We start from the raw sequence: 19,394 nt of genomic DNA on the forward strand, positions 1-19,394 counted from the left end.
ATGCCGGCCGTACGGGATTTCGTGGCGCGAGTGTCCCGCACAGCGCCGACAGGCGGCCGAGGGCTCAGTGGCGGTCGCGGCCGTTCTCGTCGGCGTGGGCGTGGGCGTGGGCGGTTTCGCGGTCGCGGCCGTGGGCGGCGAGGGCGTGGAAGGCGGCCTTGGGTTCCCACGGCAGGCCGGGGTGAGTGGCGGAGGGGCGGCCGGGCGGGAGCAGGCGGACGATGCCGAAGGACGCGCGGTCGAAGTCCCGGTCCGGGTCGTCGGAGCCGGGCAGGTGGTAGTGGGCGAAGGTCTGCACGAACGCGGCGTCCAGGCCGGAGTCCTCGAAGACCGCGAGCAGGTCGAGCAGGTAGGCGGCCTGCTCCTGCTCGTCGCGGACGAGCGGCTCGGCGAAGCGGAGGGCGTGGCCGTGCTCGTCGAAAACCACGGCGCGGTCGCCGCGGGCACCGAGTGCGGCGGCGCCGGTGAAGCTCCCGCAGCCGAACTCGGTGACGGCGGCGGGCCGGCCCAGTCCGGTGAGGGCGCGCAGGCCCGGGGCGAGCTGCTCGGCGTTGGTGGCGTCGCGGTAGCCCGCGTCGGTGGCGACCACGTCGAACGCGGTCCAGTCGATGCCCTCGAACGGCAGCGAGGCGTAGCCGATCCGCCCGCCGAAGAGCGGCCTGACCGCAGCCAGGACGCGGGCCAGGAAGGCGTTCAGGGTGCGGTGCAGTTCGGGCAGCAGGGCGCGGAAACGGTCCTGGTCGGCGAGGACGGCGGCGCGGGCGAGAAAGTCGTCGCCGGGCAGGAAGCCGTCCGTGAACAGCGAGATCTCGGAGCCGGTGAGCAGCACCACCTCGGCGCCGGCGGCCCGCAGCTTCTCGGCGCGGCCGGCGCAGTCGACCAGCAGGTCGAACAGCTGCGGCTGGGTGAGCCCGTTGGTGAACGGCGAGAACCAGACCTCCAGGCCGGCGTCGGCGGCGAACCGGGCGGCGACCTCCAGCCGGTCCGGCTCGGCGCCGGTGATGCGCACCGCGTCGCAGTGCAGTTCCTGACGGATCACCAGCATCTCGCGGCGGACCGTCTCGGGGTCGAAGGGTTCCCGGGTGGTGACGCGGGCGGTGCTGCGGAAACCGGTGTCGTAGGTGATGCCGAAAACGCGCACGGCGAAGCCGTCCTCTCCTCGCGAAGTAGGGTACTGGTCGTACCTTACGTCTGATGGGGTACGGCCGGTACCTTCTTTCGGCCGGGACGTACCATTCGCACGGAGACGGGCCGACCGGTGGACCGGCAAGCCGGCAGACGATCAGCGGGAGGTGGGCAGGTGGCAGCGACCAGACGGCGCGGCGCCGAACTCGAGGACGCGATCCTCGCCGCGGCCGGCGAACTCCTCCTCGAACAGGGCGTCGCCGGACTCACCATGGACGAGGTCGCCCGCCGCGCCGGCACCAACAAGAACGCCCTGTACCGGCGTTGGCCCCACCGCACCGCCCTCGGCATCGCCGCCTACCGCCGACTCGCCGCCGCCGAGACCCGGCCGCCCGACACCGGCAGCCTCCGCGAAGACGCCCTCGACCTGCTGCGCCGCGCCAACCGCACCTGGTCCTCCCCGTACGGCGAGATCCTCCGCGGACTCCTCACGGCGGCCGGCGGCGCCCCCGAACTCCTCGCCGAACTCCGCGACCCCGACCGCCCCGACCCCCTCGACGAAGCCTGGCTCACCGTCCTCACCCGCGCCACCGCCCGAGGCGAGGCCCCCACCGCCGCCCTCCACCCCCGCGTCGCCGCCACCCCCATGGCCCTCCTCCGCACCGAATACCTCCTCCGCGGCACCCCGGCCGTCCCCGACCAGATCCTGGTGGAAATCGTCGACGAGGTCTTCCTCCCCCTGGTCCGCGGCCGCACCTGACGCCCTGACAGCCGGAGTGCCGGTCGGGTGGGGAAACCGTTGACGGGCAGTCGTGGCCTGGGTGGCCGCGACTGCCCGTCATTGGGTGGGGGATCTGGGGTCAGAACTGGGTGGCGACGGTCACGTCGGTGAAGTCGGTGGCGGCGTAGAGGCTCAGGTAGCGGTAGCCGGCCGTGGCGTTGGTGACGGTGATGGACTGGGCGGTGGAGTTGGGGGTGGTGGAGGAGGCGGTGAAGGCGCTGGGGGAGGCCCAGGTGGCGTCGTTGTAGTACAGGTACGCGGTGCCGGTGCCGCCGGTGGTGGTGATCTTCAGGGTGCTGGTGCCGGCGGGCAGGTAGACGTACAGGTAGTCGACGTTGCCGGCGGCGCGGGTGCGGCCGGTGCGCTGGCAGTTCTGGCCCATCGCGTCGGCGCGCTGCTCGGTACAGGTCGGCAGGGTGGTGCCGCCGCCGTTGCCGCCGGTCTTGACGGTGACGCCGGCCGGGGTCGCGGTGGAGCGGCCGGTGGAGTCGGTGACGGTCAGGGCGACGGTGTAGGTGCCGGCCGCGGCGTAGGTGTGCGACGGGTTGCGCTCGTCGGAGGAGCTGCCGTCACCGAAGGTCCAGTGCCAGGAGACGATCTTCGCGGGCGAGTTGGTGACCACGGAGCGGTCCGTGAGGCTCACCGTCGCGCCGTTCACCGACTGGTCGAAGAGCGCGGTCGGGCCGGTGGCGAAGCACGCGCCGGCGGCGCACTGGTTCAGCCAGGCGTCGAAGTCGGCGTCGTAGGAGGTGCCGAGGCCGTTGTAGACCGCGTACCCGCCCTGGTAGTCACCGGTGCGGAAGTGGCCGAGCATGTTGTAGACGTCCGCCGGGTGCTTCTCCATCATGTAGCGCACGGCGAGGTAACCCCACGGGTAGACCCGGGTGGAGTCGGAGTTGTTGTACGTGTTCTGGAAGATCGTGCTGAGCTTGTAGGTGTGCTTGGCGGCCTCGGTCATCGCCTGGGTGTCGGTCACACCCCGGTAGCCGTACGACTCGTACTCGGCGAGGCCTTCGATCCACCAGATGTCCGGGACGGACGTCTCGGTCTTGAAGTTGCCCTTCATGTCGTAGATGTTGTCGAGGTAGTGCGTGTACTCGTGGTTGAGGTTCCACACGTTGCCCGGGAAGTCGTCGTTCCACGACTTCTGGTACATGATCGCCACCGGCTTGTTGGCCGGGTCGGTGGGATCCATGAGGGTGACGCCGCCGTTGTCGGTGGCGTTGTTCCAGATCGCCCACGAGTAGGTCTGGTAGTCGGCCGCGCTGGCGAACACCGGCAGGTCCAGGGTGGAGCCGTACTGGCCCGGGATCGGGCCGTTGTCCTTGACCAGGTTGTGGAAGTACGCGTCCTCGCCGCGCAGGCTCTCGCACACCGGCTGCAGCTGGGCGACCGTCAGCGCCTGGGCGCGCAGCGTCTTGTTGTCGCAGACCAGGACGTTCGGCAGCACCGCGTCGATCAGCTTGTTCGGCAGGTCGCAGATGCCGAACGTCGCACACTGGGCGCGGTTGAACTCGTTGGACTGGAACGCCGCGTGCACGTACAGCGGGCCGCCCGGGCCGGCGATCGGCGTCGAGTCGAGGATCTGCTTGATCAGCGGCCGGGTCGCGGCCTCGACGGTGGGGCTGTCGCCGGACATCCGGGCCAGGTCGTTGCCCGCGTTGACGTCCAGGAAGGAGTTGCCGGTGCCCAGCAGGTCCTTGTGGTTCAGGGTGAAGTTGCCGAGCGTGGTGATCAGGCTGGTGTCGGCGTTCAGCGCGTTGACGAAGTCCGGGTTCCAGTTGGCGCGCCACAGCGGGGCGAACAGCACCGCGTTGACCGCGTTCACCATCTTCGGGTACGCGTTGTAGCTGTTGTTGTAGCCGTTCAGCACCTGCTTGTACGTGTTCAGGTAACTGGCCTGGATGTTGGCGCTGTCGGTGAGCACCAGGACGTCGTACAGCACGATGCCGTTGGCGTCCGAGACGTCCGTCCAGTGCTGCCCGGCGAAGAACGTGTCCAGGCCGGCCTTGGTGGCGGCGGTCAGCGTCGAGTCGTAGCTGCCGACCGCGTCCGCGTTGTACGACTGGACGTAGTAGCCGGCCCGCAGGAACTGCACCAGTTGCAGGATGTTGGCGTTGTTGGTGCCGTCGTACGTCGCGGCCAGGGACTTGAAGGCGGCGGCGACGGTCAGCATGTTCGCCTGCTTGAAGATCGCGCCGGCGTCGGTGCCCGTCACGTTGTACAGCGTGCCGATGCAGGCCGTGGTCGAACCCTTGACGTACGCCACCAGGTCCGCGCCGGAGCGGCTGCCGAAGTCGGCCGGGGTGCAGGTCTGCGCGGCCAGCGAGCCGGCGAGCGCCTTCGGGCCGGCCTGCTGCTTCGCGGCCGGACGGGGCGTGGTCTGGACGGTGGTGCCGGCCGGCTGACCCATCACCACCTGGCCGAGCAGGGCCGGCGGCAGCGGGGCGGAGACCGGAGCGTGGGACTCCGGGGCGGCCGCGACGATCGGGCCGAGCGGCTTGGGGACGGCGCCGCCGGGAGCGTTGCGGTCGGCGGCGGCGGACGCGGCCGGCTGGGCGGACACGGCCTTCGGCTGTGCGGGGGTGGCCGCGAAGGCGGGGGCGGGCAGCAGGGTGGCTGCCGTCGCACAGCCGGCCAACAGGCCGGCCGCCAGCGCGGGGAGGGATATGCGCACGCGCACTGCTTCTCCTGTGGGGGAGTGCTGGGGGAGGGGGGAAACACGGTGGGGCGCATGAATCGTGGCATCGGAGCGAGGGTCAGAACAATGTCACAGGTCATATGACATTGCACTGGGGCGGCATAACACCGGCGGGGAGTTCTTGGCGTCCGGGGATGCCGTCAGGCCCGCGGGGGACGGAACGTCCGGCCCGCCCAGGCGTGCAAGTGCGGTGCCCCGGCGGCGAGTTCACGGTAGGCGGCGGTGGCGGCGCCGAACAGGGTGTCCGCGAGCGCCGGACCGAGAGTGGCCCGGCGCCACAGCATCACGTACCGCAGCCAGAGCGGTGCGCCGAGCAGCGGCTTGATCACCGTTCCCGGGTTGGGCGGCGTGCTGGCCGGGACGAGCGCCGCACCCAGACCGGCCGCGACCAGATCGAGCACCTCCTTCCTGCCGTACGGGAGTTGATGCGCGGTGGTCGGGGCGAAACCCGCCGACGCGCAGGCCGCCCGCAGGGCGGTGCGGTCGGCGGTCGGCAGCAGCCAGGTCTCGGCGGCCAGATCGGCGAGCGCGGGCTCGGCGTGGTGGCGGAGCGGGTGGGTGGCCGACAGTGCGACGAACACCGGCTCGGTGGCGAGGGCGCGCGCGGCGAGCGTGGGCGTCGGGCGCAGACCGGAGTCGGGATGGTCGAGGGTCAGCGCCAGATCGAACGGCTCGTCCGGGGCGGAGGGGAGGGCGAAACGCAGCTCCGGGTGGAGCTGGCGGGCGCGGGCCAGCGTGCCCGGCAGCAGCGCCGAACAGTCGACGGCGACCCGCAGCTCGCGGTGCGGGCGCCCGCCGCCGACCGCGACGGTGTGGCCCAGCCGATCCACCCGGGACAGCACCTCGCGGGCGGCGGCGAGGACCTCCGCCCCGAACGTCGTCGGCACGACACCGGTCGCCGTCCGATCGAACACGACGGCGCCCAGATGTCGCTCGATCCGCCGCAACTGAGTACTGGTGGCCGGCTGCGACGCGCCGATGGCCACCGCCGCCCGCCCCACACTCCCGGTGTCGGCGATCGCGCACAGCACCCGCAAGTGCCGCAACTCCAACTCCACGGGTCGGCCCTCCCTTGCCTGCGGCGGGCAGTGTAATTTCACACGCAACATGTCAGATGGTGCCGATCACCTTCTCTGCTGGTCGATGCCACGTCAAGTGCGGAGGTGCCGGGGCGGGCGGTGCAGGGTCGCCGCGGGGCTCCCCGTGGGGGCCGGTGCGGGGCTCGCTGTGCGGGCGGTGCGGGGCTCGCTGCGCGGGCGGTCAGGCGGTGGTGAAGGAGATCCAGGAGTCCGGGGCGAGTTCGGGGCGGCCGGGGACCGGGCGGAGCTCCTCGGTCCAGGCAGTGCCGGCGAGGTGGGCGGCGGCGGTGCGCCAGAAGCGGGCGGCGGGAGCGTTGGCGTCCTGGAAGGCGATCTGCCAGCGGCCCGGGTGAAGGGCGACGATCTGCCGGACGGCGTGCAGGCCGAGGCCGGAACGTCGTGCGCCGCGGACGACGAAGAAACTGTTGAGCCCGCGGACGGGGCCGGTCAGGCCGCGGACGAAGGCGAAGCCGACGGGGGCGTCGGCGTCGGCAGTCAGCAGGTAGGGGGCCCAGTCGGGATCGGAGAAGGCCGACTGGAGCCAGCCGTCGTGGAAGGAGCCGTCCGGGTTGGGCAGGTGGCCGCGGAACTCCGACAGGTCGTGGCTGAACATCAGCCAGAGCCGCTCCACGGTGGGGCGGTCGGCGGCGTCGGCACGGCGGACGGTGAGGGCGGGGAGAGGAGTCATGTCGATTCTCTAGCAGACGCCGCGGGCCGTCCGCCGCTCAATTGCCAACGGGTGGGGCTGGTACCACTCCGTCCCCATCAGCAGCTCGCGGACGGCGGGCGGGGCCGCGGCGAGGCGGCCGGGGAGGGCGCCGCGGACGACCTCGGAGCGGTGGGCGAAGACGGCGGCGAGTTTGCGGGGGAGCCACGGCGTGACGTCCAGGGACTCGACCGTGGCGTCGGGGACACTGTGCCCGGTGCGGCCGGGACGCAGCAGCAGATGGCCCAACTCCGCTGCGGCGCTGTGCGGGTGGGTGGCCAGCAGGAGACGGCGGACCGGCCAGGGGTCGCCGAGTTCGGGGTACAGGCCGGGCAGGGATGCGGCGTGGACGGCGAGCACCGTCAGGCGGTGGGTGTGCCGATGGTCGGGGTGGCCCGTCAGGCCGCCGTACGCGTCGTGCGTGACGACCCACTCGGGTCGGAACTCCCTTAGGTGGCAGACCAGTTGGGTCACGGACTCCTCCAAAGGGCAGTCCAGCAGCCGGGCCCGCCCCGGCGCGGAGTCGGGGACCTTGGCGTCCGCCCAGCCGAGCAGACGTGGCCGGCCCGCCCCCAACTCGCCGAGCGCCCGCGTGAGTTCGGGAATCCGATGAGTCCCCTCCGCCCAGGTGGCCGTCACCACGGCCGTCCGGGCCCCGGACTCGGCGTGCCGGGCGAGCAGGCCGCCGGCGGAGAGGGATTCGTCGTCCGGATGTGCGAACACGCCGAGCACGCTGGGGAGTTCCATGCCGTACCGCCTTCGTCCTGCGGGATGTCCGTTCGTCCGCAGGGTGTCCGGTTCGTCCCCGAGTGAAACCGCACCGGAGGGGGAGTCGGGCCGCGCGCTGGTTAGGCTGGCCGTCATCAGGGGGCGGGCGGGGTGCCGATGGAGGGGATTCAGGTTTTCTCGCGTACTACGGATTCCGGTGGGGCGGAGCAGAGCCGGGCTGTGCACGGTCCGGACACGGCGGTCCGGCTCGATGCGGTGAGCAAGGTGTACGGGCGGGGGACGGGGGTCGTGCACGCCCTGCGTGAGGTGTCGATGGAGTTCCCGCGCGGCGGGTTCACGGCGGTCATGGGGCCGTCCGGCTCCGGGAAGAGCACCTTCCTGCACTGCGCCGCCGGACTCGACCGGCCGACCTCCGGGCAGGTCCGGCTGGCCGGACAGGACCTGGCGGGGCTGACCGCGAAGCAGCTGACGGTGCTGCGCCGGGAACGGGTCGGCTTCGTCTTCCAGGCCTTCAACCTGCTGCCGTCGCTGACGGCGGAACAGAACATCACCCTGCCGCTGCGACTGGCCCGCCGCCGCGCGGACCGGGCGTGGCTGGCGGAGATCGTCGAACGGACCGGGCTGGCCGAGCGGGTGCGGCACCTGCCCGCCCAGCTGTCCGGCGGCCAGCAGCAGCGGGTGGCGATCGCCCGGGCCCTGGTGACCCGCCCCGACGTGGTCTTCGCGGACGAGCCCACCGGCGCACTGGACAGCGGCACCGGGACCGAGGTGCTGCGGCTGCTGCGCCAGGTGGTGGACGACCTGGGCGAGACCGTGATCATGGTGACGCACGACCCGGTGGCGGCGTCCCGAGCGGACCGGGTGCACTTCCTCGCGGACGGCTCCTTCGTCGAGACCCTGGAGCGGCCGACGCCCGAACGGGTCGCCGAACGGATGACCCTGCTCGGAAAGCGGTGACGGGATGCTGACGCTTGCTTGGCAGACCGTGCGCGCCCGGAAGGCGGGCTTCGCGGGCGCGTTCGTCGCCCTCGCCTCCGCCCTGACCCTGACGGTCGGCTGCGGCGTCCTGCTGGAGTCCGCACTGCGGGTGGGCCCGCTCACCGAACGCTACGCGGCGGCCCCGCTGGTGATCAGCGGGACCACCCGCATCCCCGACGCCGGACGGCTGATCGACCCGCTCGCCGAGCTGCCGGGAGTCCGGTCCGTCCGACCGGAGGTCTCCTTCCCGGCGGCGGTGATCACCGCCTCGGGCGAGGTCCTGGCGGGCCCTCGGGGCGGCCCCTCGCTCGGCCACTCCTGGACCAGTGCGGACCTCGGGCCGTACCGGCTGTCCGCCGGCCGCGAGCCGACCGGGCCGGACGAGGTGGTGCTGGACACCGCCACCGCCGCCCGGGCCGGGGTCACCACCGGCGGCAGCGTCCGGCTGGCCACCACCGAGGCCCCGCACAGCTACACCGTGGTCGGACTGGCCGAACCGCCTCGCACGCCGGCCCGCCAGAGCACCCTGTTCTTCCACCCCGAGCGGGCGCAGCGGCTGGCCGGCACCACCACCGGCGCGGACGTGATCGGCATCCAGGTCGAGGACGGCACGGACCTGCCGGCGCTGGCCGACCGGGCCAAGGACCTGCTGGGCGGGTCGCGGGCCGACGACAGCGAACCCTCCGGGGCCGTGGTCCACACCGGCGACGCCCGGGCCGAGGTGGAGTTCTTCGGCTTCCACGGACCGGCGGACGGCCTCTCCTCGCTCGCCGGGACGATGGGCGTGCTGTCGCTGCTGGTCGCGGCCTTCGCGGTGGCGGGGACGCTCGCGCTCTCCGTCCAGCAGCGGCTGCGCGAGACGGCCCTGCTCCGGGCGGTCGGCGCCACCCCCGGACAGGTGCGGCGGATGATCGCCGCGGAGACGCTGGTGCTGACCGCCGCGGCGGCGGTCGTCGGCGTCCCGCTCGGGATCGGCCTCGCCGCCGTGCTGCGCACGGAACTGGTCGACCGCGGCGTGGTCGGCCCGGGCGTGCCGCTGCACGTCGGCCCGACCGCCCCGCTGATCGTCCTCGGCGTCGTGGCCGTGACCGCGCAGCTGGCCGTTCGGGCCGCCGCGCGCCGGGCCGCCGCGGTCGACCCCACCCGGGCGCTGCGCGACGCCGCCGTGCCCCCGTCCCGGCCGGGCCTGGTCCGGATCGCCCTCGGCCTGGCGACGCTCGGCGTGTGCGGTGCGGTGCTGACCGGCTCGGCGGGGAGCCGGGGCGGGGCGGGCACGGCGGAGGGCATGGTGCTGGCGCTGCTGCTCGGCGTCGCGCTGCTCGGGCCGCTGATCGGTCGGCTCGCCGGTGCGGCGATCGGCGGGCCGGTGGGCCGGGTCTTCCCGGTCGCGGGCTTCCTCGCCTCCGCCGCGCTGCGGTCCCAGTACCGGCGCTTCGCCGGCGCCGTCACCCCGCTGGTGCTGGCGGTGGCGTTCACCGGCACGGTGCTGTTCGTCCCGGTGGTCAAGGCGCAGGCCCAGCTGGCCGAGGACGGCCGGCGGCTGCTGGCCGACCAGGTGGTCCAGGCGGACGGCATCGGCCTGCCGCCGGAATTCGTCGGCGCGGTACGGCAGTTGCCGGGCGTCGCGGCGGTCGGCGCGATGGTGCCCAGCGGGGTGGTGGTGCATGGCCGCACCGGAAGCCCCGGCGCCTGGGCGGACGCCCGGATCGTCGACCCGCAGGACCTGGAGCAGCTGGTCGACCCGGGGGTGACGGCGGGCTCGTTGCGCGAGCTGCGCGGCGAGTCCATCGCCCTGGGACGGCGCGCGTTCGAGAGGCTCGACGCGCACCTCGGCGGCACCGTCCGGGTCGAGTGGCAGGACGGCACCAGCAGCAGGGCCACGGTCGCCGCCGTCTACGACCGTGACGTCCGGTTCGCGGACGCCCTGCTGCCCGCGGAGTTCGCCGCCGCCCACACGCGGGACCCGCTCGCGCCGACCGTGCTGGTCCGCTCCCAGCCCGGCGCCGACCCCGGGCAGCTGGGCGAGGGGCTTCGGCGCCTGCGCGCCGACTATCCGATGGCGCGGTCCACCGACCGGGCCGCCTACGACGCGGAGCGCCGGCGGCAGCAGGAGTCGGCCACCGCGGTCGGCCGGCTGCTGCTCGGGGTGATCGGCCTGTTCGCCGCCATCGCGGTGGTCAACACGCTGGTGATGAGCACCACCGAGCGGCTGCGCGAGTTCGCGCTGCTGCGGCTGGTGGGTGCGACGGACCGTCAGGTGCTGCGGATGATGGCATGGGAGGGCGGGATCACGGTCGTCGTGGCGCTCGTCCTCGGTGCTGCGGTCGCGGCTGCGGTCCTGGTCCCGGTCAGTCTCTCGCTCACGGGCGCCGCCGCGCTGTCGCTGCCCGCGGGTCCGGTGGCCGCGGTGCTCGGCGGGGCCGCCGTGCTGGGCGTCGGCACCGTGCTGCTCACCAGTCGGCTGGCGCTGCGCAGGGATCCGGTCGAGGCGCTGGGCGCGCGCGACCAGTAGCCGGACCCGCGCCCGGAGGGAACGGGAGCCGACCGGTCGGCAGGTGGAGCGGCGTCAAGAGCTCGGCACGGAGGAGCGGAACGGATCGTTCTGGGCGATTCTCGGACTGTTCTGGGCGATTCCGAGCGTTCGAGGGCGGAGATCCTCGGCGGACCTCCCGGCCGGGTCCGGGTGCACTGCCGGCCGCTGCCCGGCCCGCGCCGCGCGGGCCGGGCCCATGGAGGTCGCCGCCGTGCGGCGACGTCCCCGTCAGGGGTGTTGCGGGCAGCGGCAGAGCAGGTCGTGGGCGGTGGCGCTCGTCGTCGCCAGGTCGTCGGCGACGGTGTGCGGCGACTCGCCGGCCAGCACGCGGCGGCGCAGTTCGCGCAGCGCGGCGCGGTGGGTGGCGGCGAGCGCGGCGGCCAGGAACGGCGTGGCGGGGGACGGCGGCAGCGCGGCGGCGAGAGCAGCCTCGGCGTGCTCGGCCATCTCGCGTTCGCGGGCACGCAGCGCGGGGCTGGCCTCGACGGCGCGGAAGAACGCGGCGGTGCCGGGGTGCAGGCGGAGCGCGGGACCGGCGGAGCCCGCCAGCGTGGCGCGCAGGTCGTCGCGGAGGGCCGCCACGGGGCAGGCGCCGGGCGGGCGTTCGAGGACCACGGTGGCCAGGTGCGCCTCGACCTCGGCCTGCCGGTCGAAGAACAGGTCCTCCTTGGTGGCGAAGTAGTTGAAGACCGTATTGGTGGAGACGTTCGCGTGCCGGGCGACCTCCGCGACGGTGACCTGGTCGAAGCCGCGGTCGAGAAACAGCGGCAGCGCGGCGTCCGCGATGGCGGTCCGGGTCTGCTGCTTCTTGGTCTCACGAAGGCCCATGCCGCCCATGCTAGGCCGGACAGGCCCCGGTCCCGGCCGCCCCAATGGTAGAGTCACTGAAAAATTGGTGGCACACCAAAAATACCGCCCGAGGGGGCCCCATGAGCGACGCGCGGCGGCAGTTCAGGTTCGGCATCTACCCGGGGGCGCTGCTCGGCGGCGAGCAGGGGATCGTCCACCCCGTCAGCCCCGACGACCCCCGGCGGGTGGCGGAGGCACTGGACGACCTGCAGGGCGCGGAGCCGGAGTTCCTGGTCCGCGTCTACCGGTCCTTCGCGTCCACCGTCACCGCGCCGGGGCAGACCCCGGACGGCTGGGAGGCGTACCTCGGGCGGCCGGGGCGGAAGGTCGACCTGGTGCTGCAGTTCCGCGAGCCGACCGGCAGTCGCGACGGCTGGGAGCGGTACGTGCGCGGGCAGGTGCGCGCTCTCGGGGCGCGGCTCGGCTCGGTGCAGATCTGCGAGGAGCCCAACGCGGACCTGCCGGTGCTGGACGGCAGCATCCCGGGCGTGCGGGAGGCCCTGGTGGCGGGCGTGGTCGCCGCCAAGGAGGAGGTGCGCACGCTCGGCCTGTCCGCCGAGGTCGGCTTCAACGCGGTGCCGTCCTTCGGCCCGGCCGCACCGTTCTGGGACGCGCTCGGCGCACTCGCCGACGCCCGCTTCCTGGACGCCCTCGACTACGTCGGCCTGGACTTCTTCCCGGACGTGTTCACCCCCGTCCCGGCGGAGCGGCTGGCGGACGGCGTGGCCTGGGTGCTGCACGGCTTCCGGCACACCGACCTGCCCAAGGCCGGCATCCCGGCGACGGTGCCGATCCGGATCTGCGAGAACGGCTGGCCGACCGGGCCCGGACGGTCGGAGCAGGCCCAGGCCCGGACGCTGGAGACGGTGGTCCGGACGGTCGCCGGGCAGGCGGCGGCGCTGAACCTCGACGGGTACACCCTGTTCGCACTGCGCGACGCCGACAGTCGCGGCGACACCCTGTTCCACGGCTTCGGCCTGCTGCGCGACGACCACACCCGCAAGGCCGCGTTCGAGACCTACCGCCGGCTGATCGCCGAACTCGGACCGGCGACCCGCGGCGGGAGCGGCTCCTGACCGGTCGGTAGATGAGTCGGCATCAAGACCTGGGCCGCCGACCGATATCGGCGATTTCCGGACGGTTCGGGACGATTCCGGCCGTTCATGTTCAGTTTCCGTGAAGTTGTGACGGAGTCACTGCACAGTGTGCTGAGGGGAACGCTAGACTCCGAAACGGCTCGGCCGGCGGCCTGACGGATGGTCCGCGAGCCGCTCCGGTGTCGGTCAGGTCCTCAGGGCCGGTGCGGGGGCAGGCAGTTCGCGCGATCCAGTATCGGCGGGCAGTGAACAGCCGCCGAGCAGCGTTGAGTTGATCCTCGGGCGGCTCATCGCGCCTGGCCGGTAGGGACGTTGGGGAACTGCCGCGGTGCCGTGCGGGCACCGAGCCGCCATGGCGGCTTTGGGGCTGTTATGGGGGTGATACTAAGATCCCTCCGTCAGAGTCCTCATCAGATTCGACCAGTTCTGAACGACTGGCGTCGCCCCCAAGGAGAATGTCCTGCGCACGCGCGCGCCTCGGCGGATCACCAAGGGCCGGCTGTCGCTCCGAGCGACCCTGCTCGTGCTGGCCATCGTCCCTGCGGTGGCGCTGGCCGCCCTGTGGGCGGTCACCAGCGGACAGCTTTTGTACTCCTTCCAGCGACTGGCCGCCCAAGGCATGCTCGCGGAACAGGCCGGACAGCCGTCCAACATCGTGTACTACAACCTGCAGGAGGAACGGCGCCTGAGCGCCGAATCCCTCGCCGGGCACGCCGGAGTCAGCGACGCGCTGCGCAGCCAGCGCGCCAAGACCGACGAGGCCGTCGCCACCTTCCAGAAGCTGTCCGGCGTCGAGGCCGGCAGCGCGCCGCAGGAAGTCCGCGATGCCGTCCGCGACGCCCGGGCGGCGATCAACCAGCTGCCCGCGCAGCGCGCCCTGGTGGACAGCGGCAGCGACCAGCAGCAGGCCACGGTGTACACCTACTACACCGACCTGATCGCGGTGGACCTGCGGCTGTTCGGCGCCCTCAGCCACGTCGACGACGGCCGGATCACCACCGTCTCCGCGCCGCTCGTCGACCTGTTCTGGGCCAAGGAGATGATCTCCCGCTCCGACGCGCTGCTCGCCCGCGGCTGGCCGACCGGCTCGCTGAGCGTCGAGGACTACCAGCAGGTCCGGCAGGCCATTTCCGAACAGGTCTTCCAGTTCGACACCAAGGTCGCACCCAGCCTGGACGCCAAGCAGAGCGCGATGTGGCAGCACATCGTCGACAGCCCGTCCTGGCAGGCCAAGGGCCGCGCCGAGCAGGACCTGCTGAAGCCCGCCGCGCCCGACCGCAACGGCCGGATCGCCCTCGCCACCGACAAGGACGCCTGGCGCCAGTCGATGGACGCCGTCAACCCGCAGCTCATCGACCTGATGGAGTTCCGCACCGCGGACATCGTGTCGAAGGCCAAGCGCATCACCATCGACCTCGCCGTCCGCCTGGGCCTCACCACCCTCGCCGGCCTGATCGCCCTCGTCTCCGTCGGCCTCACCAGCTGGCGCCTCACCCGCACGCTGCGCCGCCGCATCGGCGGCCTCCACCAGCAGGCCGAGGAACTGGAGAACTCGCTGCCCGAGGTGGTCGAGCGGCTCGGCAACGGCGAACAGATCGACGTCGAGGAGAAGGCCCGCGCCATCGAGGCCGACCCGTGGGCCCACACCGAGGACGAACTCGCCAAGCTCGGCGAGGCGTTCAACCTGGCCCGCACCAGCGCCCTGCAGGCCGCCGTCGCGCAGGCCGAGCAGCACCGGGCCTACGAGCGGCTGCTCCAGCGCATCGCCCGCCGCACCCAGCTGCTGATCGGTCAGCAGCTGAAGAAGCTCTCCGAGTTGGAGCGCAAGCACGAGGACCCGGAGATCCTGGAAGGCCTGTTCGACCTCGACCACCTCACCGCGCGCCTGCGCCGCTACGAGGAGAACCTGGTCATCCTGGCCGGCGGCGCCCCGCACCGCCGCTGGCGCAAGCCCGTCCCGCTGCTGGACGTGATGCGCGCCGCCCAGGGCGAGGTCCAGGACTACCGACGGGTCGTCATCGACCTCGACGGCAGCCCCTGGCTGTCCGAGCGCGCCGTCGGCCCGGTTGCCCACGTGCTCGCCGAGCTGATCGAGAACGCCCTCATGTTCTCCCGCCCGCCGAACCCGGTCGAGGTCCGGGCCGGCCGGGTCAGCCGCGGCATCGCCGTCGAGATCGAGGACCGCGGCCTCGGCATGGACGACGAACAGATCGACGAAGCCAACGCGCTGATGACCCGTCCGCCCAAGGCCGACGTGCTGGCCCGCGGCGACGACATCCGCCTCGGCTTCTACGTGGTCGCCCGGCTCGCCGACCAGATCGGCCTGCGGATCGAGTTCCGCCAGTCCGCGTTCGGCGGCACCCGCGTCGTCGTGCTCGTCCCCGACGAGCTGATCGTCCCCGACCCGACGGCCCGCCCGGTCCTGGTCGCCGCGCCGCCCACCGGCGGTCTGCCCACCCGCTCCCGCGGCCAGGCGCTGGCCGGCGTCACCGGCCTCGCCGGGACGCCCGAACGGGACAACGCGCTGCTCGAACTGCACGCCGCTCCCGAGGAACTGCCGTACCCGCCCGTCCAGGACCCGTACGGCGTCGTCGACCCGTACCCGCAGCCGCAGCAGGAGCCGTTCGGCCAGTCCGTCGAGCAGCACGGCACGCCCGGCCACGAGCCGCAGGCGTTCCCCGCCGCGCTGCCGCCCGCCGAGTACGACACCGTGCTGCCGCCCGCCGAGCACCATGCCGCGCCGTACGGCGGCCCGACCGGCGCGGTCGCCCCGTACGGGCTGCCGAACGCCGGGCTGCCCGCGCCCTACCGGCCCGAGCCGGCGGCGTACGAGCCGACGGCCGGCGACAACCGGCCCGGCCGGCCCGCCCCGTTCGAGCCCGCCCCGTTCGAGCCCGCGCAGGCCACCCCGTTCCCCGCCCCCGGGACGTACCCGGCCCCCGCCCCGACGGTGCCCGCCCAGTACGTGCCGCTGACCCCGGCCCTGCCGGGCGCCGAACCGCCGCTGCCGCGCCGCATCCGCCAGGCCAGCCTGGTCGACGAGCTGCGGATCGACCCGGCCACCGCGCCGGCCGCCCCCGCCCCGCCGCGCTGGGACGAGAACCCGCTGTTCCGGCCGGCCCCCCGACGGGCCGGAGCGGCGGTCGGCGCGTTCCAGCGGCGGTCCAGAGAGGCGCGGGCCGGAGCCGACCGGCCGACCGCGGACACCACACCGCAGTCCGGCGAACGGCCCGAGCCCGGCGACACCTGGAACACCCACACCATCCCGACGAGAGAAGACCGGTCATGACGCGCACAATCGGCACCCACCAGGACCTCGACTGGCTGCTGGACGGCCTGGTGGACCAGGTGGCCGGGACGAGACTCGCCGTCCTGCTCTCCGACGACGGCCTCGTGGTCAGCCACTCCCGCTCCATCGACCGCTCCGACGCCGAACGCCTCGCCGCCGTCGCCACCGGCCAGCAGAGCCTGGCCCGCGGCGTCGGCCAACTGTTCGCCGGCGGCCCCGTGCACCAGGTCATCGTCGAACTCGCCGACCTGTGGCTGTTCGTCATCTCCGCCGGCCAGGGCACCCACCTCGCCGTCGTCGCCTCCCAGGACGTCGACGCCGAGGTCATGTCGCTGGCCATGCACAACCTGGTCCAGCAGGTCGGCCAGAAGCTCTCCACCCCGCAGCGCGGCGACTTCGACGCGTTCGCCGCCCGGGGCGGGCAGCGCGGGTGAGCCCGTACTGGGAGGAGGACGAGGAGGCCGACGACGGCGCGGACAGCATGGTCCGCCCGTACACCATCACCGCCGGCCGCACCGCGCCCGAACGTGACGACTTCACCCTCATCACCCTGCTGACCACCGTGTCCGAGCCGGTCGACGCCTACGGCGCGCCGGCCCGGCCGGGCCGGCTGCAGCCCGAGCACCGCATGATCCTCGGCCGGTGCCGCACCCCCGCCGCCGTCGCCGAGGTCGCCGCCGACCTCGACCTGCCGGTGTCCGTGACCAAGATCCTGCTCGGCGACCTCGTCGAACAGGGCCTCCTGACCGCCCGCGCCCCCCTCTCGGTGGCCCGGGCCTCGGGCGGCGCCGACCGCGGCCTGCTGGCCGCTGTACGTGAGGGACTGAGGAGGCTCTGAGATGACGACCACCCAGGCGGGCGCCGCCGCGGTCAAGATCCTGATCGCCGGCGGCTTCGGCGTCGGCAAGACCACCCTGGTCGGCGCCGTCAGCGAAGTCGCCCCGCTGCGCACCGAGGAGTACCTCACCACCGCCAGCGTCGGCGTGGACGACCTCTCCGGCGTCGACCAGAAGACCACCACCACCGTCGCCCTGGACTTCGGCCGCATCACCGTCAGCCCCGAGCTGGTGGTGTACCTGTTCGGCACGCCCGGCCAGGAACGCTTCTGGTTCATGTGGAACGACCTGGTCAACGGCGCGCTCGGCGGCGTGGTGATCGCCGACACCCGCCGACTGGAGAGCAGCTTCGCGTCGATCGACTTCTTCGAGAGCCGGAACATCCCGTTCGTCGTCGCGATCAACTGCTTCCACGGCGTCAACACCCGCAGCGACGACGAGATCCGGGCCGCGCTCGACCTCGACCCGCACGTGCCGATGCTGGTCGGCGACGTCCGCGACCGGACCTTCGGCCGGGACGTGCTGCTCGCCCTGGTCGACCACCTGATGGCGCTGCCGGTCGGCTGACCCCCTCCGAACTCCCCCCGAAACCACCGGAGAAGACCCATGGCAACACCCCTGCGCGTCCTCGTCCACGGCGGCGGCATAGGCGGCCTCGGCCTCGCCGTCGCACTGGCCCGCCGCGGCCACACCGTCGAGATCGCCGAACTCCGCGAGCAGTTCGACGCCCTCGGCGTCGGCATCATCCAGCCCTCCAACGCCCTGCACGTGATGCGCGAACTCGGCATCCTCGACGCGTGCCTGGCGGTCGGCTACGAGTGGGAGGTGCTGACCATCTGCGACACCGCCGGCAACCCGCTGGCGAAGATCCCGCAGCCGCGGATGGACGACGCCCCCGCCAACAACGGCATCCCGCGCCCCGCGCTCGCCCAGGTCCTCGGCCGGGCCGCCACCGAGGCCGGCGCGACCGTCCGCTTCGGCACCACCATCGCCGACCTCACCGACGACGGCGAGGGCGTGGACGTCACCCTCTCCGACGGCACCACCGGCCGCTACGACCTGGTCGTCGGCTTCGACGGCATCGGCTCCCCGCTGCGCACCCGCCTGTACGGCGACCGCTTCAGCCCCGAGTACACGGGCTTCGCCAACTGGCGCGTCACCCTGCCCCGGCAGGACGAGGTCCAGGGCGTCGTGATGAGCACCGGCAACGTGGCCGCGAAGGCGCTGCTCACCCCGATCACCCCGGAGCTGATGTACCTGGGCTCCGTCGTCGCCGAGGACGAGGACTTCCGCCCCGACCCGGAGCGCGCCCACGAGCAGCTCAAGGAGCGCCTGGCCGGCTTCACCGGCCCGGTCGCCGAGGCCCTCGCCGCCGTCACCGACCCGTCCGCCGTGGTCTACTCGCGGATCTCCCAGGTCACCGTCGACGCGCCCTGGCACGTCGGCCGGGTGGTGCTGGCCGGCGACGCCGCGCACGCCTCCACCCCGCACCTGGCGCAGGGCGCCGCGATGGCCGTCGAGGACGCCCTGGTGCTCGCCCAGGAACTCGACGCCGCCGACACGGTGCCCGCCGCCCTCCAGTCCTGGGAGGAGCGCCGCCGCCCGCGCGCCATGTTCGTCCAGGCGCTGTCCCGGGCCGTGCTCAAGCAGGAGACCGGCACGCCCACCACGCCTGAGGAGGACGAACTCCTCAAGATCGGCATCCCCGGCGCGGCGCACGTGCTGGTGAAGCCGTACTGACACGCCCGCCCAACAGCGAAGGGCGGCCCGGCAGTCGACGCTGCCGGGCCGCCCCCGGGCGTTCAGCGGCCCTTGACGCAGGTGACCCAGCGGTTCGCGGCCAGCGCGTCGTCCGGCTCCGGGCGCGGCGCCCGCGGCAGGCCCGCCCCGTGGTCGAACGGCGTGCGGACGGACACCGACCAGCCGAGCGAGCCCAGGCGCGCCGCGGTGTCCGGGCGCCGCCCGGCCGCGAACAGCGCCAGCAGGTCCACGCCGATCCGGTTCCGGGCCTCCGAGTACACCGGACTGGCCCGCACCGTCGCCGCCTCCAGGCCGAGCTTGACCTCGTACGCCAGCGTCGAACCCGGCGCGCTGAGCGTGTCCAACGCCTCCACCACCTGCTGCTCGGCCTCCGCCGGCAGGTAAAGGAACAGGCCCTCCGCGAGCCACGCGACCGGCAGCCGCGGATCGAGCCCCGCCTCTGTCAACGCCTCCGGCCACGGCTCGCGCAGATCCACCGGCACCGTGCGACGGCAGGCCGACGGGACGGCCGTCAGCTCGTCCAGCACTCGCTGCTTGAACGCCAGCACCTCCGGCCGGTCCAGCTCCCACACCGTGGTGCCGGGCGGCCACGGCAGGCGGTACGCCCGCGAGTCCAGCCCCGCGCCGAGCAGCACCACCTGGCGCACCCCGGCCCGGACGGCCGTCAGCAGGTGCGCGTCCAACACCCGGGTGCGCAGCGCGAAGTAGCTCGCCAGCCGGCCCCACAGCGGGTCGCCCGGGGCGACCTCGTCCGGGTGCAGCGGCCAGTCGGTGCAGCCCGGGTCGGCGCGGACGAAGTGCTCGGCGAAGCGGTCGACGGCCAGCGCGTCGGGCCGGCGGGCCTCCAACGCGCGGGCGTGCGCGACCAGCAGGGCGGTGCGGCCGACGCCGGCGGTGACGCCCGGGTCGTCCAGGACGGTGGCGGTCATC

At 73.4% G+C, this 19,394-nt stretch carries 16 protein-coding genes; 9 read left to right on the top strand and 7 right to left on the bottom strand.

All coding sequences use genetic code 11. The annotated features are described in order from the left end of the window. Positions 1-64 precede the first annotated feature (64 nt). A complete protein-coding gene (locus ACFV4P_RS15770) occupies positions 65-1,141 on the bottom strand; it encodes a hypothetical protein (protein ID WP_380471364.1) in 1,077 nt (358 codons plus the stop codon). A 159-nt stretch (positions 1,142-1,300) separates the two neighbouring features. On the opposite strand from ACFV4P_RS15770, the gene ACFV4P_RS15775 reads away from it, so the two are divergent. Then, the gene (locus tag ACFV4P_RS15775; protein ID WP_380471366.1) at positions 1,301-1,885 is read left to right on the top strand and encodes a TetR/AcrR family transcriptional regulator; all 585 of its coding nucleotides are present in this window, start codon (positions 1,301-1,303) and stop codon (positions 1,883-1,885) included. 100 nt (positions 1,886-1,985) lie between these two features. On the opposite strand, the gene ACFV4P_RS15780 is transcribed toward ACFV4P_RS15775, so the two are convergent. The 4 genes from ACFV4P_RS15780 to ACFV4P_RS15795 all read right to left on the bottom strand — a co-directional run bounded on the left by ACFV4P_RS15780 (position 1,986) and on the right by ACFV4P_RS15795 (position 7,139). Continuing rightward, entirely contained in the window at positions 1,986-4,583 is a 2,598-nt protein-coding gene (locus ACFV4P_RS15780; protein WP_380471368.1) for a collagenase, read from the bottom strand. Between the two features lie 164 nt (positions 4,584-4,747). Further along, entirely contained in the window at positions 4,748-5,665 is a 918-nt protein-coding gene (locus ACFV4P_RS15785) for a LysR family transcriptional regulator (RefSeq protein ID WP_380471370.1), read from the bottom strand. A gap of 202 nt (positions 5,666-5,867) precedes the next feature. Beyond that, complete coding sequence (locus tag ACFV4P_RS15790; protein ID WP_380471372.1) at positions 5,868-6,374, bottom strand: GNAT family N-acetyltransferase; 507 nt, start codon at positions 6,372-6,374, stop codon at positions 5,868-5,870. Positions 6,375-6,383: 9 nt separating this feature from the next. Beyond that, positions 6,384-7,139 (bottom strand): PIG-L deacetylase family protein, encoded by a 756-nt coding sequence (locus ACFV4P_RS15795; protein ID WP_380471374.1) that lies wholly within the window; start codon positions 7,137-7,139, stop codon positions 6,384-6,386. A gap of 138 nt (positions 7,140-7,277) precedes the next feature. On the opposite strand from ACFV4P_RS15795, the gene ACFV4P_RS15800 reads away from it, so the two are divergent. Beyond that, positions 7,278-8,078, top strand: a complete 801-nt coding sequence (locus ACFV4P_RS15800) for an ABC transporter ATP-binding protein (protein WP_380471376.1) — start codon at positions 7,278-7,280, stop codon at positions 8,076-8,078. Positions 8,079-8,082: 4 nt separating this feature from the next. Further along, complete coding sequence (locus tag ACFV4P_RS15805; RefSeq protein ID WP_380471378.1) at positions 8,083-10,611, top strand: ABC transporter permease; 2,529 nt, start codon at positions 8,083-8,085, stop codon at positions 10,609-10,611. 249 nt (positions 10,612-10,860) lie between these two features. Here the strand turns inward: ACFV4P_RS15805 and ACFV4P_RS15810 are convergent, their stop codons facing one another. Further along, entirely contained in the window at positions 10,861-11,460 is a 600-nt protein-coding gene (locus tag ACFV4P_RS15810) for a TetR/AcrR family transcriptional regulator (protein WP_380471380.1), read from the bottom strand. A gap of 101 nt (positions 11,461-11,561) precedes the next feature. On the opposite strand from ACFV4P_RS15810, the gene ACFV4P_RS15815 reads away from it, so the two are divergent. From ACFV4P_RS15815 to ACFV4P_RS15840, 6 genes are all read left to right on the top strand, one after another. Beyond that, complete coding sequence (locus ACFV4P_RS15815; protein ID WP_380471382.1) at positions 11,562-12,557, top strand: hypothetical protein; 996 nt, start codon at positions 11,562-11,564, stop codon at positions 12,555-12,557. A 544-nt stretch (positions 12,558-13,101) separates the two neighbouring features. Next, the gene (locus ACFV4P_RS15820) at positions 13,102-15,867 is read left to right on the top strand and encodes a nitrate- and nitrite sensing domain-containing protein (protein ID WP_380471384.1); all 2,766 of its coding nucleotides are present in this window, start codon (positions 13,102-13,104) and stop codon (positions 15,865-15,867) included. Further along, the gene (locus ACFV4P_RS15825; protein ID WP_073812548.1) at positions 15,864-16,301 is read left to right on the top strand and encodes a roadblock/LC7 domain-containing protein; all 438 of its coding nucleotides are present in this window, start codon (positions 15,864-15,866) and stop codon (positions 16,299-16,301) included. Before ACFV4P_RS15820 ends, ACFV4P_RS15825 begins: the two co-directional genes overlap by 4 nt. Before the next feature lie 47 nt (positions 16,302-16,348). Next, positions 16,349-16,705, top strand: coding sequence for a DUF742 domain-containing protein (locus tag ACFV4P_RS15830; RefSeq protein ID WP_143200268.1), 357 nt, complete (start codon positions 16,349-16,351; stop codon positions 16,703-16,705). 1 nt (position 16,706) lies between these two features. Beyond that, on the top strand, positions 16,707-17,270 hold the full coding sequence (locus ACFV4P_RS15835) for an ATP/GTP-binding protein (RefSeq protein ID WP_380471386.1): 564 nt from the start codon (positions 16,707-16,709) through the stop codon (positions 17,268-17,270). Positions 17,271-17,309: 39 nt separating this feature from the next. Further along, the gene (locus tag ACFV4P_RS15840) at positions 17,310-18,443 is read left to right on the top strand and encodes an FAD-dependent monooxygenase (protein ID WP_380471388.1); all 1,134 of its coding nucleotides are present in this window, start codon (positions 17,310-17,312) and stop codon (positions 18,441-18,443) included. A 62-nt stretch (positions 18,444-18,505) separates the two neighbouring features. Here the strand turns inward: ACFV4P_RS15840 and ACFV4P_RS15845 are convergent, their stop codons facing one another. Next, positions 18,506-19,393: an SAM-dependent methyltransferase gene (locus tag ACFV4P_RS15845; protein ID WP_380471390.1), complete on the bottom strand. Its 888-nt coding sequence runs from the start codon at positions 19,391-19,393 to the stop codon at positions 18,506-18,508. Position 19,394: the final 1 nt, after the last annotated feature.

It is taken from the genome of Kitasatospora sp. NPDC059795, assembly GCF_042732175.1.
Classification (GTDB): domain Bacteria; phylum Actinomycetota; class Actinomycetes; order Streptomycetales; family Streptomycetaceae; genus Kitasatospora.

Excerpts from the sequence above, each read along its gene's own strand:
- ACFV4P_RS15790 (WP_380471372.1), bottom strand. The coding sequence starts at position 6,374 with ATGACTCCTCTCCCCGCCCTCACCGTCCGCCGTGCCGACGCCGCCGAC.
- ACFV4P_RS15795 (WP_380471374.1), bottom strand. The coding sequence starts at position 7,139 with ATGGAACTCCCCAGCGTGCTCGGCGTGTTCGCACATCCGGACGACGAA.
- ACFV4P_RS15800 (WP_380471376.1), top strand. The coding sequence starts at position 7,278 with ATGGAGGGGATTCAGGTTTTCTCGCGTACTACGGATTCCGGTGGGGCG.
- ACFV4P_RS15805 (WP_380471378.1), top strand. The coding sequence starts at position 8,083 with ATGCTGACGCTTGCTTGGCAGACCGTGCGCGCCCGGAAGGCGGGCTTC.
- ACFV4P_RS15810 (WP_380471380.1), bottom strand. The coding sequence starts at position 11,460 with ATGGGCCTTCGTGAGACCAAGAAGCAGCAGACCCGGACCGCCATCGCG.
- ACFV4P_RS15815 (WP_380471382.1), top strand. The coding sequence starts at position 11,562 with ATGAGCGACGCGCGGCGGCAGTTCAGGTTCGGCATCTACCCGGGGGCG.
- ACFV4P_RS15825 (WP_073812548.1), top strand. The coding sequence starts at position 15,864 with ATGACGCGCACAATCGGCACCCACCAGGACCTCGACTGGCTGCTGGAC.
- ACFV4P_RS15830 (WP_143200268.1), top strand. The coding sequence starts at position 16,349 with ATGGTCCGCCCGTACACCATCACCGCCGGCCGCACCGCGCCCGAACGT.
- ACFV4P_RS15835 (WP_380471386.1), top strand. The coding sequence starts at position 16,707 with ATGACGACCACCCAGGCGGGCGCCGCCGCGGTCAAGATCCTGATCGCC.
- ACFV4P_RS15840 (WP_380471388.1), top strand. The coding sequence starts at position 17,310 with ATGGCAACACCCCTGCGCGTCCTCGTCCACGGCGGCGGCATAGGCGGC.
- ACFV4P_RS15845 (WP_380471390.1), bottom strand. The coding sequence starts at position 19,393 with ATGACCGCCACCGTCCTGGACGACCCGGGCGTCACCGCCGGCGTCGGC.